Genomic DNA, 14,689 nt, shown 5'->3' on the forward strand with positions numbered 1-14,689 from the left:
GTGATTGTATACTTGACGCCCTGTGAATTCATGGCCAACGGTGCTTCCGCAATGACACTCTCGTCAAACCCGTCGCAGACGCTCTCGTCGACCTCGGCCTCAGGGTCGACGCCAGACGCGACCACTTTTCAGGGCCTGATACTCGCCTTGCAGCAGTACTGGGCCGAACACGGCTGCGTAGTGCTCCAGCCGCTGGACATGGAGGTCGGGGCCGGCACCTTCCACCCCGCCACCTTCCTGCGCTCCATCGGCCCGGAGACCTGGAATGCCGCCTACGTGCAGCCTTCCCGTCGCCCAACCGACGGTCGCTACGGCGAGAACCCCAACCGCCTGCAGCACTACTACCAGTTCCAGGTGGTGATGAAGCCCTCCCCCGCCGATCTGCAGGAGCGCTTCCTGGGCTCGCTCGAGCGTATCGGCATCGACCCGCTGGTGCATGACATTCGCTTCGTCGAGGACAACTGGGAGTCGCCGACCCTGGGCGCCTGGGGCCTGGGTTGGGAGGTCTGGCTCAACGGCATGGAGGTGACCCAGTTCACCTACTTCCAGCAGGCCGGCGGGCTAGAGTGCTACCCCGTCACCGGTGAGCTCACCTACGGTCTCGAGCGCATCGCCATGTACCTGCAGAACGTCGACAGCGTCTACGACCTGGTGTGGACCATCGCCCCGGACGGCACCAAGGTCACCTACGGCGACGTCTATCTGCAGAACGAGCGCGAGCAGTCGGCCTACAACTTCGAACATGCCGACGTGCCGGTCCTGTTCAACGCCTTCGACCACCACGAGCGCGAATGCACCAAGCTGCTCGAGGCGGGACTGCCGCTGCCGGCCTATGAGCAGGTGCTCAAGGCCTCCCATACCTTCAACCTGCTGGATGCCCGCCACGCCATCTCGGTGACCGAACGGCAGCGCTTCATCCTACGTGTACGCACCATGGCCCGCGACGTGGCGCATGCCTATTACGCCTCGCGCAAGGCCGCCGGCTTCCCGCTGGCCCCCGAAGCCCTGCGCCAGGAGCTGCTGGCTCAGGACATGAACGCCGAACAGGGAGACGCGTGATGGCTGCCAATACCTTTCTGATCGAGCTGGGCGTCGAGGAATTGCCGCCGAGCGCCATCGACACGCTCTCCGACGCCCTGGCCGACGGCATTCGCCGCGGCCTGAGCGAGGCCGAGATCGCCTTCGGCGACATTCGCGCCTATGCTACGCCGCGCCGCCTGGCGGTGCAGGTGATGGAGCTGGCCGACAAGCAGCCCGACCGCGAAGTCGAGCGCCGCGGTCCGGCCTTGGCCGCGGCCTACAAGGACGGCCAGCCGACCAAGGCCGCCGATGGCTTCGCCCGCTCCTGCGGCGTCGAGGTGGCCGACCTGATCCACCTGGAAACCGACAAGGGCACCTGGCTCGGCTACCGCGAACAGCAGCAGGGCGAAGCCACCACACGGCTGCTGCCGGCCATCGTCGACAAGGCCATTGCCGCCCTGCCGGTGCCCAAGAACATGCGCTGGGGCGCCTCGCGGATTGAGTTTTCTCGCCCTGTGCACTGGCTGGTGATGCTCTACGGCAGCGAGGTGGTGGCAGCCCAGGCGCTGGGCCTGACCTCGGGCCGCACTACCCACGGCCACCGCTTCCATGCCCCCGAGACCATCGAGCTGGCCCATGCGAACGACTACCTGGCCACCCTCGAGCAGGCCTGGGTACTGGCCGATCGCGACCGTCGTCGCGAGCGTATCCGTGAGCAGGTGCTGGCCGAGGCCGAGGTCCAGGACGCCCAGGCGGTGATCGACGAGGCACTGCTCATCGAAGTGAGCGGCCTGGTGGAATGGCCGGTGGCACTGGCCGGCAGCTTCGACGAGCGCTTCCTCGAGGTTCCCGCGGAGTGCCTGATCTCGTCGATGAAGGCCAACCAGAAATATTTCCACCTGCTCGACGACCAGGGCCGGCTCAAGCCGCAGTTCATCACCATCTCGAACATCGACAGCCAGGATCCGCAGCAGGTGATCGAAGGCAACGAGAAGGTCATTCGTCCGCGCCTGGCAGATGCCGCTTTCTTCTACGACACCGACCGCAAGCAGCCGCTGGCGGCACGCATCCCCGGCCTGGCCAACGTGGTGTTCCAGCAGCAGCTCGGCACCCTGGCCGACAAGGCGCACCGCAGCGCCGCCGTGGCCGCCTTCATCGCCGGCCGCATCAACGGCGACGTGGCCCAGGCACGCCGTGCCGCCGAGCTGGCCAAGTGCGATCTGGTCACCGAGATGGTGCTCGAGTTTCCCGAGCTTCAGGGCATCATGGGGCGCTACTACGCGACCCACGACGGCGAACCGGCCGAAGTGGCCCAGGCCCTCGAAGAGCAGTACCTGCCGCGCTTCGCCGGCGACGAGATCCCTGCCTGCCGTACCGGCCAGGCCCTGGCGCTGGCCGACCGCCTCGACACCCTGACCGGCATCTTCGGCATCGGCCAGCGGCCTAGCGGCACCAAGGACCCCTTCGCCCTGCGTCGCGCCGCCATCGGCGTACTCAACATCATGATCAAGGGCGAACTGGATCTCGACCTGCGCGAGCTGCTGGAGCTGGCCGCCGCGCAGCACCAGGAACTGCCCTACGCAGAGACGCTGGTCGACGAGGTACTGGGCTACATGCTCGACCGCTTCCGCGCCTGGGGCCAGGACGAGGGCATTCCCGCCGAGGTCTACCTGGCCGTTCGTGCGCGCCCGGTGACCAAGCCGCTGGATTTTGCCCGCCGCATGCGTGCGGTTCACGTCTTCACCCAGCGTGAGGAAGCCGCTGCCCTGGCCGCCGCTAACAAGCGGGTTTCCAACATCCTGACCAAGCAGGCCGGCGAACTGGGCGGACAGGTCGACGTGGCACTGCTGCAGGAAACGGCCGAGCGCACGCTGCACGAGGCGGTCTCGGCCAGCCGCGAGCGCGTCCTGCCGCTGTTCGGCGAAGGCCGCTATCGCGAGGCGCTGGACGTTCTTGCCGGCCTGCGCACACCGGTGGACGCCTTCTTCGATGACGTAATGGTCATGGCCGATGACGACGCCGTGCGACGCAACCGCCTGGCGCTGCTGGCCGGTCTGCAGGCGCTGTTCCTCGAAGTGGCCGACATCGCTCTGCTGCAACAGTAAGCGGTCATGCCGAAAGCCGGCCGGGAGCAAGTAGCCCGGCCGGCTTTTTCATGCCTGCTCTTTCATTGCCTGCCCTGCTGTTTGATACGGACTGTCGCTACGCCTGTGTTTCACGTGAAACATCCCAGCCACAAGCACAGGCTTGGCATGTGGTGTTTCACGTGAAACACTGCCCCTTCTCTTCTTCTGCTTATGGTGCAAGATGCCCAGCGCACCCCGACTCGTGATCCTCGACCGCGACGGCGTCATCAACCGCGATTCCGACGCCTACATCAAATCTCTCGAAGAGTGGATTCCCTACCCCACTTCCATCGAGGCAATAGCCCGGCTGAGCCGAGCCGGTTGGTTGGTGGCCATCGCCACCAACCAGTCCGGCATCGCACGCGGCTACTATGACGAGGCCACCCTGGCCACGATGCACGCCGAGCTCGAACGGTTGGTGGCCGTCGCCGGAGGCGAGATCGCTCATATCGCCTACTGCCCCCACGGCCCGGACGACGGCTGTACCTGTCGCAAGCCCCTGCCCGGCCTGCTCGAGGAGATACGCACCGCGCTGGGGCTGGATAGTCTAGAGGGCAGTTGGATAGTGGGCGACAGCCTGCGCGACCTGCAGGCAGGAGATGCAATGGGCTGTCGTTCCGTGCTCGTACGCACCGGCAAGGGCAGCCGCACCGAGGCGAAAGGCATGGGGTTGGAAAACGCGCAGATTTTCAATGATCTGGCCGCGTTTACTGACTGGCTGCTGAGCCAAGCCTAGACGATTTTCGTACAAGTCCTAAAACGGAGCACTCAACAAGTACCCTAACGTAGCTCGCATGAAAAAGCCGACCTTCGAAGGGTCGGCTTTTTCTGCTCTTGTCACGCACTGTCTGTCACTCACTGCAGGCAGCGGGGGCGATGTTTCACGTGAAACATCGCCGTGTGCGCATCACACGTCCAGGTTGGCCACCAGCGCGTTGCTCTCGATGAAGGCACGCCGCGGCTCGACTTCGTCGCCCATCAGCGTGTTGAACATCATGTCGGCGGCCACTGCATCCTCGATGGAAACACGCAGCAGGCGCCGCGTATCGGGATCCATGGTGGTCTCCCACAGCTGATCCGGGTTCATCTCGCCCAGTCCCTTGTAGCGCTGCACCGCAAGGCCGCGCTGGGCCTCGGCCATCAGCCATTCCAAGGCCTGGTAGAAGGTAGTGACCGTCTTCTTGCGCTCACCCCGCGCGATGTAGGCGCCCTCTTCTAGGAGACCGTCCAGCGTCTCGCCAAGCGCTGCCATGGCACGGTAGTCGGCGCTGGTGAAGAAGTCGATGCCCCACACGTAGTCGGAGCTGACACCGTGCGCCGTCAGCGTGACCGCCGGCAGGAACAGTTCGCGCTCGGAGTCCTCTTCGAGACGGAAGGTATAGCGCGGCCCGCCTTCGTAAGCGACCAGCGCGTCCATCTCCTGCTGCAGGTACTCGATCCAGTTCTGCATGGTGACGCGATCCTTGAGGCTCGTTTCACCTTCCAGGCGCGCGGCGTGGACCACCTTGCGCAGCACCTCGTTTGGATAGACACGCGAGAGGCGATCGATTCGCTTCATCACGTCGCGGTACTGGCCCACCAGCGATTCCAGCTGCGCACCGGTAACGGGCGGCGCTTCCGGATTGACGTAGAGCCGGGCGCCGTCCATCGCCGTGGTGGTGAGATAATCGATCAGCGCCTGCTCATCCTTGAGGTAGGTCTCCTGCTTGCCACGCTTGATCTTGTACAGCGGCGGCTGAGCGATGAAGACATGCCCACGCTCGATCAGCAGCGACATCTGACGGAAGAAGAAGGTCAACAGCAGCGTACGAATGTGCGAGCCGTCGACATCTGCGTCGGTCATGATGATGATCGAGTGGTAGCGCAGCTTGTCCGGGTTGAACTCCTCGCGCCCGATGCCGCAGCCCAGGGCAGTGATCAAGGTACCCACCTCGGCGGAAGAGAGCATCTTATCGAAGCGCGCCTTCTCGACGTTCAGGATCTTGCCCTTGAGCGGCAGAATCGCCTGGGTGCGGCGGTCGCGGCCCTGTTTGGCACTGCCGCCGGCCGAGTCACCCTCGACTAGGAACAGCTCGGAGAGGCTTGGGTCCTTTTCCTGGCAGTCGGCCAGCTTGCCCGGCAGGCCGGCGATGTCCAACGCGCCCTTGCGGCGGGTCATGTCGCGCGCCTTGCGCGCCGCTTCACGTGCACGGGCCGCGTCGAGCATCTTGTTGACGATCGACTTCGCGTCGTTGGGACTCTCGATCAGATAGTCCGAGAACAGGCGCCCCATCTCCTGCTCCACCGCGGTCTTGACCTCGGAAGAGACCAGCTTGTCCTTGGTCTGGGAGGAGAACTTGGGATCCGGCACCTTGACCGAAATGATCGCCGTCAGCCCTTCGCGGGCATCGTCCCCGGACGTGGCCACCTTGGACTTCTTGAGCAGCCCTTCGGACTCGATGTAGCCATTCAAGGTACGGGTCAGTGCCGCTCGAAAGCCTGCCAGGTGAGTGCCACCGTCGCGTTGCGGTATGTTATTGGTATAACAGAAAATATTCTCGGCGAACGAGTCGTTCCACTGCATCGCCACCTCGACCACCACGCCGTCCTCGCGCTCGGCTTCGAAGTGAAACACGGGGTTGAGCACGGTTTTATTGCTGTTGAGGTGATTGACGAACGCTTTCAGCCCGCCCTCGTAGTGGAACAGCTCCTCCTTGCCGCTACGCTCATCGGTCAGACGAATCGCCACCCCGGAGTTGAGGAAGGAGAGTTCGCGCAGCCGCTTGGCCAGAATATCGTAGTGAAACTCGATATTGGCGAAGGTGCCGGGGGAGGGTTTGAAGTGCACCCGGGTACCGGTCTTTTCCGTCTTGCCGACCACGCTGAGCGGCGCCTGGGGCACCCCGTGGTGGTAGATCTGCTCATGCACCTGTCCGGCCCGCCAGATCGTCAGCTTGAGCTCCTCGGACAGCGCATTCACCACCGACACACCTACGCCGTGAAGTCCTCCCGACACCTTGTAGGAGTTGTCGTCGAACTTGCCGCCGGCGTGCAGCACCGTCATGATCACTTCCGCTGCCGACACGCCCTCTTCCTCATGAATGTCGGTAGGTACGCCGCGGCCGTTGTCACTGACGGTGATGGATTCGTCAGGGTGGATGATCACGCGTACTTCGCTGCAGTATCCGGCCAGGGCTTCATCGATGGAGTTGTCCACCAGCTCGAACACCATATGGTGCAGACCTGTCCCGTCATCGGTATCGCCGATGTACATGCCGGGACGCTTTCGCACGGCATCCAGGCCCTTGAGAACCTTGATGCTCGATGAGTCGTAAGCTTGCTCGCTCATTGACTACTCCATGATGAAGTCTATCTGTGCCTCAGACCCTAGCTGCCCTGCTCCGGAATCCGCTTGTTTCACGTGAAACATCGCGATGGGCGTCTGGGGCTCCCATGGCCCCGCCAGGGCGTCGTGTTCGACACTCGTGATGAATGCCTGGCAGCGCATCGATTCGAGCAGGCGACAAAAGACGCGCCTATGCTCGGCATCGAGTTCTGCAGGCAAGTCGTCGATCAGGTAAAGACAGTTTCGTCCTGTCGACAGCTCAAGCAGCCTTCCTTGCGCCAGCTTGAGCGCACTCACTACCAGTTTCTGCTGTCCGCGGGACAGCACCTCCACTGCAGGCCGTCGCCCCAGCCGGATTCTGAGATCGGCACGCTGGGGTCCATGCTGAGTGAAGCCCATATGAAAATCCTGCTCGCGGCCCTGCTCGAGCACTTCATGCAGGTCGCGCTGCTTGTCCCAGCCGCGGGAGTAGCGCAGGCGCAAATCGGGCAGCTCGATCAGGCGGCCGAGGGTTTCCTCGAATACCGGCACGAAGCTTGCCATCCATTCACGGCGCAGCGCATCGACGCGCTCTCCCCAGTGGGCCAGCTCCTGTTCCCAGGCAGCCAGACTGCTGACGTCCATTCTATCACGCCTGAGGAGCGCATTCCGATGCTTCAGCGCACGCTTGGCGCGGCGCCAGGCGTCATAGAAGTCGTGTTTCACGTGAAACACACCCCAGTCGAGAAACTCTCTTCGTCCGGCCGGGGCGCCCTCGAGCAGGCGGAAGGCATCGGGGTTGACCAGCTGAAGAGGAAGGGCCTCGATCAGCTGCGCCAGCCGTGGCACCCGCTCCCCCGCCATGCGCATTTCGAGCTCGCCGCCTTCACGCTCACGCCGCACGCCGATGGGCACGGGAGGCGTACCTGCCAGCCGGGCAAACAGCGTCATTTCCGCTGCGTCATGGGCAATCGCATGCTTCAGCTGCCGTGTGCGGAAAGAGCGGCCCATACCCAGGATGTGCAGCCCCTCGAGCACGCTGGTCTTGCCGCTACCGTTCCGCCCTACGATCAGATTGATACCGGGGCTCGGCGTGACATCGAGCGGGGCCAGATTTCGCAAGCCGGTGAAGGCCAGGCGTTCAATCAGCATGCGGCGTAGCGCAGTACGTGGCGACGGTACCCAGCCGGCATTCGCTGCGGCTGGGTACCCAGAGAGGAAAGAGCGGCGTTCGCGAGCCCGGAGATGCCCTGCACGCGTAGCGGTGCGAGAATCGGGGCGAACACGAGGTCATCGCTCCTACAGGCGCATGGGCATGACGACATACATGGCATCGCCGCCACCGGGCTCTTCCATCAAGGCGCTGCTATTGGAATCGGCGAGCGTCATCTGCACGCGATCTTCTCCAATAACATTAAGCACATCAATGAGATACCCAACATTAAAGCCGATTTCGAGCGAGTCGCCGCCATACTCGACCGCCACGTTTTCCTCGGCTTCTTCCTGCTCGGGGTTGTTGGCCATGACCTGCAGATTGCCCTCCTGCAGATGCAGACGCACGCCGCGATACTTTTCATTGGAGAGAATGGAGGTACGCGAGAGTACCTGGCGCAGCTCGGCGCGCTCGGCAATGAAGACCTTGTCGCCGCCGCGCGGCACCACACGCTCGTAGTCGGGGAACTTGCCGTCGACCAGCTTCGAGGTGAAAGTGAAGTCGCCGGTATGAGCACGTACGTGGCTCGCGCTGAGAGTCAGCGTCACCGGCTCGTCGCTGTCGTCGAGCAGCCGGACCAGTTCCAGCACGCCTTTGCGCGGCACGATCAGCTTGCGCGCCGGCTCGACCTGGATCTCAGCTGAACGCGAGCAGACCGCCAGCCGGTGGCCGTCGGTTGCCACGGTACGCACCAGGCCTGCACGCAGCTCCAGCAGCATGCCGTTGAGGTAGTAGCGCACGTCCTGCTGGGCCATGGCAAAGGAGGTGGCATCGATCAGGTGCTTGAGCGTGCCGCGCGGCAGGCTCAGCTCGACGTCGCCGGCGCTGTCCTCGATGTTGGGGAATTCCGCCACCGGTAGCGTCGACAAGGTGAAGCGGGAACGGCCGCTGCGCAGCACGGCGCGGCCGTCCTCCAGGCTGAACTGCAGCTCGGCCTGATCGGGCAGCGACTTGCAGATGTCCATCAGCTTGCGGGCAGGTACGGTGATGGCTCCGGGCACTTCGACCTGAGAGGCGGCCGTGCGACCGATGAGTTCGACCTCGAGGTCGGTACCGGTGAGCGCCACCTGCTCCTGGTCGACCTGGATCAGCACGTTGGACAGCACCGGCAGGGTCTGGCGGCGCTCCACCACGCCAGCCACCAACGCCAGCGGCCGCAGCAGCGCTTCACGGGTAATGGAAAATCTCATGTCGGCTCCACGTCTAGTCCTGTAGATGGGTGTCGGGCATTGATGTCAGACGTCCTGGCGAACCTGCGCTCAGCTGGTCAAGAGCCGCAGCAGGTTCTTGTAGTCCTCGCGGATATCCGCGCTCTCCTCCTGCAGTGCCTGCACCTTGCGGCAGGCATGCAATACCGTCGTGTGATCGCGTCCGCCGAAGGCGTCGCCGATTTCCGGCAGGCTGTGATTGGTCAACTCCTTGGCCAGTGCCATGGCGACCTGACGCGGCCTGGCCACGGATCTCGAACGGCGCTTGGAGAGCAGGTCGGCGAGCTTGATCTTGTAGTACTCGGCCACGGTGCGCTGAATGTTGTCGACGCCGACCTGCTTGTCCTGCAGCGCCAGCAGATCCTTCAGCGACTCGCGAATGAAATCCTGGGTGATAGGCTTGCCCATGAAATGGGAGTCGGCAATGACTTTTTTCAGCGCCCCCTCCAGCTCCCGCACGTTGGAACGAATCTTCTGGGCAATGAAGAAAGCGGCGTCGTGAGGCAAGTCCACCTTGGCCTGATCCGCTTTCTTCATCAGGATGGCGACCCGGGTTTCCAGCTCCGGTGGCTCGATGGCCACGGTAAGGCCCCAGCCGAAACGTGACTTGAGACGCTCCTCGACGCCGCTGATCTCCTTGGGATAGCGGTCCGAGGTCAGGATCATCTGCTGACCGCCCTCAAGCAAGGCATTGAAAGTATGGAAGAATTCTTCCTGAGAGCGCTCCTTGCCGGCGAAGAACTGGATATCGTCGATCAGCAGCGCATCGACGCTTCTATAGAAGCGCTTGAAATCATTGATGGCATTGAGCTGCAGCGCCTTGACCATGTCCGCCACGAAGCGCTCGGAGTGCAGATAGACGACCCGTGCGTTCTCGCGCCGTGTTGCCAGGGCATTGCCCACGGCATGCATCAGGTGGGTCTTGCCCAGACCGACCCCACCGTAGAGAAACAGTGGGTTGTAGGCACCGCCGGGGTTCTCCGAGACCTGCCGCGAGGCGGCCCGAGCCAGTTGGTTGGACTTGCCCTCGACGAAGGTTTCGAAGGTGAAGCTGGGGTTGAGACCGCTGCTGTGCTTGAGACTACCCTCGACCTGCACTTCGCGCTCGCTGCCGGAACGCCGCGCCGAGCCGCCCTCTTCGCGCAGTTGGTCGATCTCGCGCTCATCGCCGATGTCGCCGCGCGGCGGTACCTGAACGGCAGGCGCCAAGGGGGAGTGAGGATTGGCCGAGACCGGAGCCCCGAGCTCGCGCGTCTGGGGTTTGACCGCAGCCACCTTGCGACTGCCCACGGCCAGTACCACCCGCGGTGGTTTGGCAGGCGCCAGCTCCCTGAGCAGCTCATTGATGCGCTTGGCATACTTGTCGCCGACCCAGTCACGCACGAAGCGGTTGGGCGCCAGCAGTCGCAGCTCGTTGGCTTCGCCCTCCTCGGCCTGAAGCGGGCGAATCCATGTATTGAACTGCTGGGCGTTCAGCTCGTCCTGCAGGTAATCCAGACACTGTTGCCAGAGAGCAAGAGACACTCGACCTCACCATGACCCGTTGATGCGTGACCGGCCATTGTATCCTTCGACCGCCGGGTTATCCACAGCGGAAAACGCCAGAAAATGGCTGTGGAAAAGCCCGGGAGGCACCAGCGATCATCGTGTTCATCCATGGCGAACCACATCGGCATGTGGATGAGTCGGACAATCATCAACTGAACAGTCACAGCATGAGCACTCCTTTCCCAACGCTTTTCCACAGACCCAGACATCAGCCAACCAGCTGATGAGAAAAGCAAATACTACTTTATCAACAGAATCGATCCCCATTATTAGTCACAGTAGGTTCAAGAAAACCTCTTATGATGATTACCCCAGTGGCGTTCGCTGCGGATGCCCTGAGGTGATGCGGGAACGTGAGGAACAATTGCGTCGGGCAGCCGAAGTCTCTACAATTTCCGGTCTTGAACCGAATCTGCCCCTGGTTCCTGTCTGGAATCAGGGCATTCCTGTAAGACGATCCGTCAACAAACCACGTGGGAATCAAGAGTTATGAAACGCACCTTTCAACCCAGCGTTCTGAAGCGCAAGCGTGTCCACGGCTTCCGTGCTCGCATGGCTACCAAGAATGGTCGTGCCGTTCTGGCTCGCCGCCGCGCCAAGGGCCGCAAGCGTCTGAGCGCCTGATCGCGGATTGCGCGTGTCCGGTCATGGTTTCCCCAAACAGCTGCGACTGCTGACAGCCGGGGATTATCGATACGTTTTCGATCACGCTGCACTCAAGGTACATGGCAAGGGGCTGATGGCCCTGGCGTGCCCCAATGGACTGGACCACCCCCGCCTTGGCCTGGTCATCAGCAAGAAGAACGTCCGCAGAGCCGTGGATCGCAACTGCCTGAAGCGTGTGGTGCGCGAATCCTTACGTCTGCGCCAGTGCTCATTACCCGCCGTGGATATCGTCCTGCTGGCACGTCGCGGCGCGAGCGAACTGGACAAGGCCACGCTGCATCGCCAGCTTTTCGGCATGTGGCGGCGCCTGGAGCGTGACGCGCAGAAGTCGATGACCTCCTGACCGGATGCGGTATTTGTCTCCGCTTCGATGGCCTGCCTCGGCAGGCTGTCGCCCTCTTTCACATGGCAGCGGATCTCGTTCCAGCGGCATGTTCACTACCCACCGGGCAGAACCCTCATGGACGTAAAACGACTCCTATTGCTGATTCCACTGGCCGTGCTCACCTACCTGCTGGTGGTACAGTGGAACCAGGATTATGGCCAGGTTGCTCCTGAGCCAGATGCTCCCACCATCACCGCCCCGGCACCCGGTGACGCGCAGGCCCCCGATGACGACGCGTTGGCCGTGCCGGCCGCCCCCAGGGCGGAGCAGGAGATGACCGGCGACATGCCGGCGGAACCTGCCGAGCCGACCAGCACCCGCGACCTGGTCGCCGTGGTGACCGACGTGCTCGACGTGCGCATCGACCCCCAGGGGGGAGACATCGTCTATGCGGCACTGCCCCGCCATCGCATGACGCTGGGCTCGGACCGCCCCTACGTGCTGCTCTCGGACAGTGAGACGCGCAGCTACGTGGCCCGCTCGGGCCTGCAACTGGACGGTCACGGTGGACGCATCGGCTTCACCGCGGAGAACACCAGCTATCGTCTGGCCGACGGCGAGGGTCGTCTGGACGTGGACCTGCACGGAGAAGTGAACGGCGTCGATGTGATCAAGCGCTTCTCCTTCGAGCGCGGCAGCTATGCGGTCGAGGTCAGCTACTACCTGGCCAACAACACCGAAGCGCCGGTCACTGCCCGTTTCATCGGTCAACTGGCCAGGGACAACAGCCCCGACCCCTCGGCGGGCGTGGCACTGGGCATGAGCTCCTATCTGGGTGCGGCCTACTCATCGCCGGACGAGCGCTACCAGAAGGTCGATTTCGACGACATCCAGCGCGGACGCTTCAACAACCGAGACGTTCAGGGCGGATGGGTCGCGATCATCCAGCACTATTTCGTCTCGGCCTGGGCGCCGCCCCAGAACCAGCAGAACCTGCAGTACGCCACCACCGACTCGCGTAACCGCAACGTCGCGGCTTTCGCCGGCCCGGTGACCACGGTGGCGGCAGACGGCGAGGCACGCCTGGGTGCCACCCTCTACGTGGGCCCCAAGGTTCAGGACTATCTCGAGCAGGTCGCCCCGCATCTGCGCCTGACCGTCGATTACGGCTGGCTGTGGTTCATCGCCAACCCGCTGTTCTGGCTGCTCGACCAGATTCATAACCTGGTGGGCAACTGGGGCTGGTCCATCGTCTTCCTGACCATCCTGGTCAAGCTGGCCATGTGGCCGCTCTCCGCCAAGGCCTACAAGTCGATGGCCCGCATGCGCAAGCTGGGCCCGGAGATGCAGCGCCTGAAGGAGCAGTACGGCGACGACCGCCAGAAGATGTCCCAGGAGATGATGAAGTTCTACCAGAAGGAGAAGATCAATCCTCTGGGCGGCTGTCTGCCGATCCTGGTGCAGATGCCGGTGTTCATCGCCCTGTACTGGATGCTGCTGGAGTCGGTGGAGCTGCGCCACGCGCCCTTCATGTTCTGGATTCAGGACCTGTCGATGAAGGATCCCTTCTTCATCCTGCCGATCCTGATGGGCGTGTCGATGTACGTGCAGCAACTGCTCAACCCGACGCCTCCGGACCCCATGCAGGCGAAGATCATGAAGATGCTGCCTATCGTCTTCACCTTCTTCTTCCTGTGGTTCCCGGCCGGCCTGGTGATCTACTGGGTGGTCAACAACATCATCTCGATCGCGCAGCAGTACGCCATCACCCGCAAGATCGAGAACGACCCCAGCGTCGGCAAAGGGTTGAAGACCAAGTAACCCTGTCCCGGCACTACCTGGACCCCTGCCTCGGCAGGGGTTCGGCGTTTAGGCCTTACCAGCGAGGGAATAGCGCATGGCCGAGCGGCTCTACCATCAGGACACCATCGCCGCGCTGGCCACGCCGCCAGGGCGCGGCGGGGTCGGTATCATTCGCGTCTCGGGCCCCCTGTGCGCCACGATTGCCGAGGCCGTGGTGGGTCACCGCCCGGAGCCGCGCCGCGCCCACTACGGTCCCTTCCACGGCGCTGCCGGCATCATCGACGAAGGCATTGCCCTCTATTTCGCCGGGCCGCACTCCTTCACCGGCGAGGACGTGCTGGAGCTGCAGGGCCATGGCGGCCCGGTGATCATGGATCTGCTGCTGGAGCGCTGCGTTCAGCTCGGCGCCCGCCTGGCCCGGCCGGGGGAGTTCTCCGAGCGCGCCTTTCTCAACGACAAGCTCGACCTGGCCCAGGCCGAGGCCATCGCCGACCTGATCGAGGCCAGCTCGAGAAGCGCCGCCGAGAACGCCCTACGCTCGCTGCAGGGGGAGTTCTCCCGCCGGGTGGCGAGCCTGGTGGACAAGCTCATCGAGCTGCGCATGTACGTGGAGGCGGCCATCGACTTTCCTGAAGAGGAAATCGACTTCCTGGCCGACGGCCGAGTGGCCGAGATGCTCGCCGGGGTGCAGGCGGAGCTCGCCGAGGTGCGCACCGCCGCCGGCCAGGGGGCGCTGATGCGTGAAGGCATGAACGTGGTGATCGCCGGGCGGCCCAATGCCGGCAAGTCGAGCCTGCTCAATGCCCTCACCGAGCAGGAGACCGCCATCGTCACCGATATCGCCGGTACCACCCGCGACGTGCTGCGCGAACACATTCACCTGGACGGCATGCCGCTGCACGTGATCGATACCGCGGGGCTGCGCGACACACCGGACGCGGTGGAACAGATCGGCGTGGCCAGGGCCTGGGCCGAGATCGAGAAGGCCGACCGCGTGCTGCTGCTGGTGGATGCCACCACCACCGCGGCGACCGATCCCATGGCGATCTGGCCGGAGTTCGTCGCCCGCCTGCCCGATCCGACCCGCCTGACCCTGGTGCGCAACAAGATCGATACCAGCCAGGAGCAGGCCGGCTTCGACGGCGCCGACACCACGCCGGTGATCCGCCTGTCGGCGCGCACCGGTGCAGGCCTGGAGAATCTCAAGGCGCACCTCAAGGCGGTGATGGGGTTCACCGCCACCACCGAAGGACGCTTCTCGGCCCGGCGCCGCCATCTGGATGCCCTGGACCGGGCGCAGCGAGCCCTCACCAACGGCGAAGAGCAGCTATCGGGCTACGGCGCCGGCGAGCTGCTGGCGGAAGATCTGCGCGACGCCCAACAGGCGCTGGGAGAGATCACCGGCGAGTTCAGCGCCGACGACCTGCTGGGAGAGATCTTCGGCAGCTTCTGTATCGGCAAGTAGCCCTTCATCGG

At 63.6% G+C, this 14,689-nt stretch carries 11 protein-coding genes; 7 read left to right on the top strand and 4 right to left on the bottom strand.

Features of this window, described 5'->3' with window-relative positions; all coding sequences use genetic code 11:
• The first annotated feature begins 51 nt into the window (after positions 1 to 51).
• The 3 genes from glyQ to gmhB all read left to right on the top strand — a co-directional run bounded on the left by glyQ (position 52) and on the right by gmhB (position 3,882).
• On the top strand, positions 52 to 1,059 hold the full coding sequence (gene glyQ / locus HOP58_RS00890) for a glycine--tRNA ligase subunit alpha (protein WP_051004582.1): 1,008 nt from the start codon (positions 52 to 54) through the stop codon (positions 1,057 to 1,059).
• Positions 1,059 to 3,125: a glycine--tRNA ligase subunit beta gene (glyS, locus tag HOP58_RS00895; RefSeq protein WP_234259242.1), complete on the top strand. Its 2,067-nt coding sequence runs from the start codon at positions 1,059 to 1,061 to the stop codon at positions 3,123 to 3,125. Before glyQ ends, glyS begins: the two co-directional genes overlap by 1 nt.
• Before the next feature lie 202 nt (positions 3,126 to 3,327).
• The gene (gene gmhB / locus HOP58_RS00900) at positions 3,328 to 3,882 is read left to right on the top strand and encodes a D-glycero-beta-D-manno-heptose 1,7-bisphosphate 7-phosphatase (protein WP_234253396.1); all 555 of its coding nucleotides are present in this window, start codon (positions 3,328 to 3,330) and stop codon (positions 3,880 to 3,882) included.
• A gap of 171 nt (positions 3,883 to 4,053) precedes the next feature.
• Here the strand turns inward: gmhB and gyrB are convergent, their stop codons facing one another.
• The 4 genes from gyrB to dnaA form a co-directional block, all read right to left on the bottom strand.
• Positions 4,054 to 6,474, bottom strand: a complete 2,421-nt coding sequence (gyrB, locus tag HOP58_RS00905) for a DNA topoisomerase (ATP-hydrolyzing) subunit B (RefSeq protein ID WP_010626007.1) — start codon at positions 6,472 to 6,474, stop codon at positions 4,054 to 4,056.
• A 3-nt stretch (positions 6,475 to 6,477) separates the two neighbouring features.
• A complete protein-coding gene (recF, locus tag HOP58_RS00910) occupies positions 6,478 to 7,602 on the bottom strand; it encodes a DNA replication/repair protein RecF (protein WP_010626006.1) in 1,125 nt (374 codons plus the stop codon).
• A gap of 147 nt (positions 7,603 to 7,749) precedes the next feature.
• Complete coding sequence (gene dnaN / locus HOP58_RS00915) at positions 7,750 to 8,853, bottom strand: DNA polymerase III subunit beta (protein ID WP_010626005.1); 1,104 nt, start codon at positions 8,851 to 8,853, stop codon at positions 7,750 to 7,752.
• A gap of 69 nt (positions 8,854 to 8,922) precedes the next feature.
• Complete coding sequence (gene dnaA, locus HOP58_RS00920) at positions 8,923 to 10,395, bottom strand: chromosomal replication initiator protein DnaA (RefSeq protein WP_010626004.1); 1,473 nt, start codon at positions 10,393 to 10,395, stop codon at positions 8,923 to 8,925.
• A 513-nt stretch (positions 10,396 to 10,908) separates the two neighbouring features.
• Between dnaA and rpmH the strand changes: the two genes are divergently transcribed.
• From rpmH to mnmE, 4 genes are all read left to right on the top strand, one after another.
• Positions 10,909 to 11,043 (top strand): 50S ribosomal protein L34, encoded by a 135-nt coding sequence (gene rpmH / locus HOP58_RS00925; RefSeq protein WP_010626003.1) that lies wholly within the window; start codon positions 10,909 to 10,911, stop codon positions 11,041 to 11,043.
• A 13-nt stretch (positions 11,044 to 11,056) separates the two neighbouring features.
• Positions 11,057 to 11,428, top strand: a complete 372-nt coding sequence (gene rnpA / locus HOP58_RS00930) for a ribonuclease P protein component (protein WP_026037812.1) — start codon at positions 11,057 to 11,059, stop codon at positions 11,426 to 11,428.
• A gap of 117 nt (positions 11,429 to 11,545) precedes the next feature.
• The gene (gene yidC, locus HOP58_RS00935; RefSeq protein WP_026037811.1) at positions 11,546 to 13,231 is read left to right on the top strand and encodes a membrane protein insertase YidC; all 1,686 of its coding nucleotides are present in this window, start codon (positions 11,546 to 11,548) and stop codon (positions 13,229 to 13,231) included.
• A gap of 76 nt (positions 13,232 to 13,307) precedes the next feature.
• Positions 13,308 to 14,678 carry a tRNA uridine-5-carboxymethylaminomethyl(34) synthesis GTPase MnmE gene (gene mnmE / locus HOP58_RS00940; RefSeq protein ID WP_234253398.1) on the top strand — a complete coding sequence of 457 codons (1,371 nt, stop codon included), beginning with the start codon at positions 13,308 to 13,310 and terminating at the stop codon, positions 14,676 to 14,678.
• Positions 14,679 to 14,689: the final 11 nt, after the last annotated feature.

This window comes from Halomonas sp. MCCC 1A11062, from assembly GCF_021404355.1.
GTDB classification, from domain to species: Bacteria; Pseudomonadota; Gammaproteobacteria; order Pseudomonadales; family Halomonadaceae; genus Halomonas; species Halomonas aerodenitrificans.

Excerpts from the sequence above, each read along its gene's own strand:
- glyQ (WP_051004582.1), top strand. The coding sequence starts at position 52 with ATGACACTCTCGTCAAACCCGTCGCAGACGCTCTCGTCGACCTCGGCC.
- glyS (WP_234259242.1), top strand. The coding sequence starts at position 1,059 with ATGGCTGCCAATACCTTTCTGATCGAGCTGGGCGTCGAGGAATTGCCG.
- gmhB (WP_234253396.1), top strand. The coding sequence starts at position 3,328 with ATGCCCAGCGCACCCCGACTCGTGATCCTCGACCGCGACGGCGTCATC.
- gyrB (WP_010626007.1), bottom strand. The coding sequence starts at position 6,474 with ATGAGCGAGCAAGCTTACGACTCATCGAGCATCAAGGTTCTCAAGGGC.
- recF (WP_010626006.1), bottom strand. The coding sequence starts at position 7,602 with ATGCTGATTGAACGCCTGGCCTTCACCGGCTTGCGAAATCTGGCCCCG.
- dnaN (WP_010626005.1), bottom strand. The coding sequence starts at position 8,853 with ATGAGATTTTCCATTACCCGTGAAGCGCTGCTGCGGCCGCTGGCGTTG.
- rpmH (WP_010626003.1), top strand. The coding sequence starts at position 10,909 with ATGAAACGCACCTTTCAACCCAGCGTTCTGAAGCGCAAGCGTGTCCAC.
- yidC (WP_026037811.1), top strand. The coding sequence starts at position 11,546 with ATGGACGTAAAACGACTCCTATTGCTGATTCCACTGGCCGTGCTCACC.
- mnmE (WP_234253398.1), top strand. The coding sequence starts at position 13,308 with ATGGCCGAGCGGCTCTACCATCAGGACACCATCGCCGCGCTGGCCACG.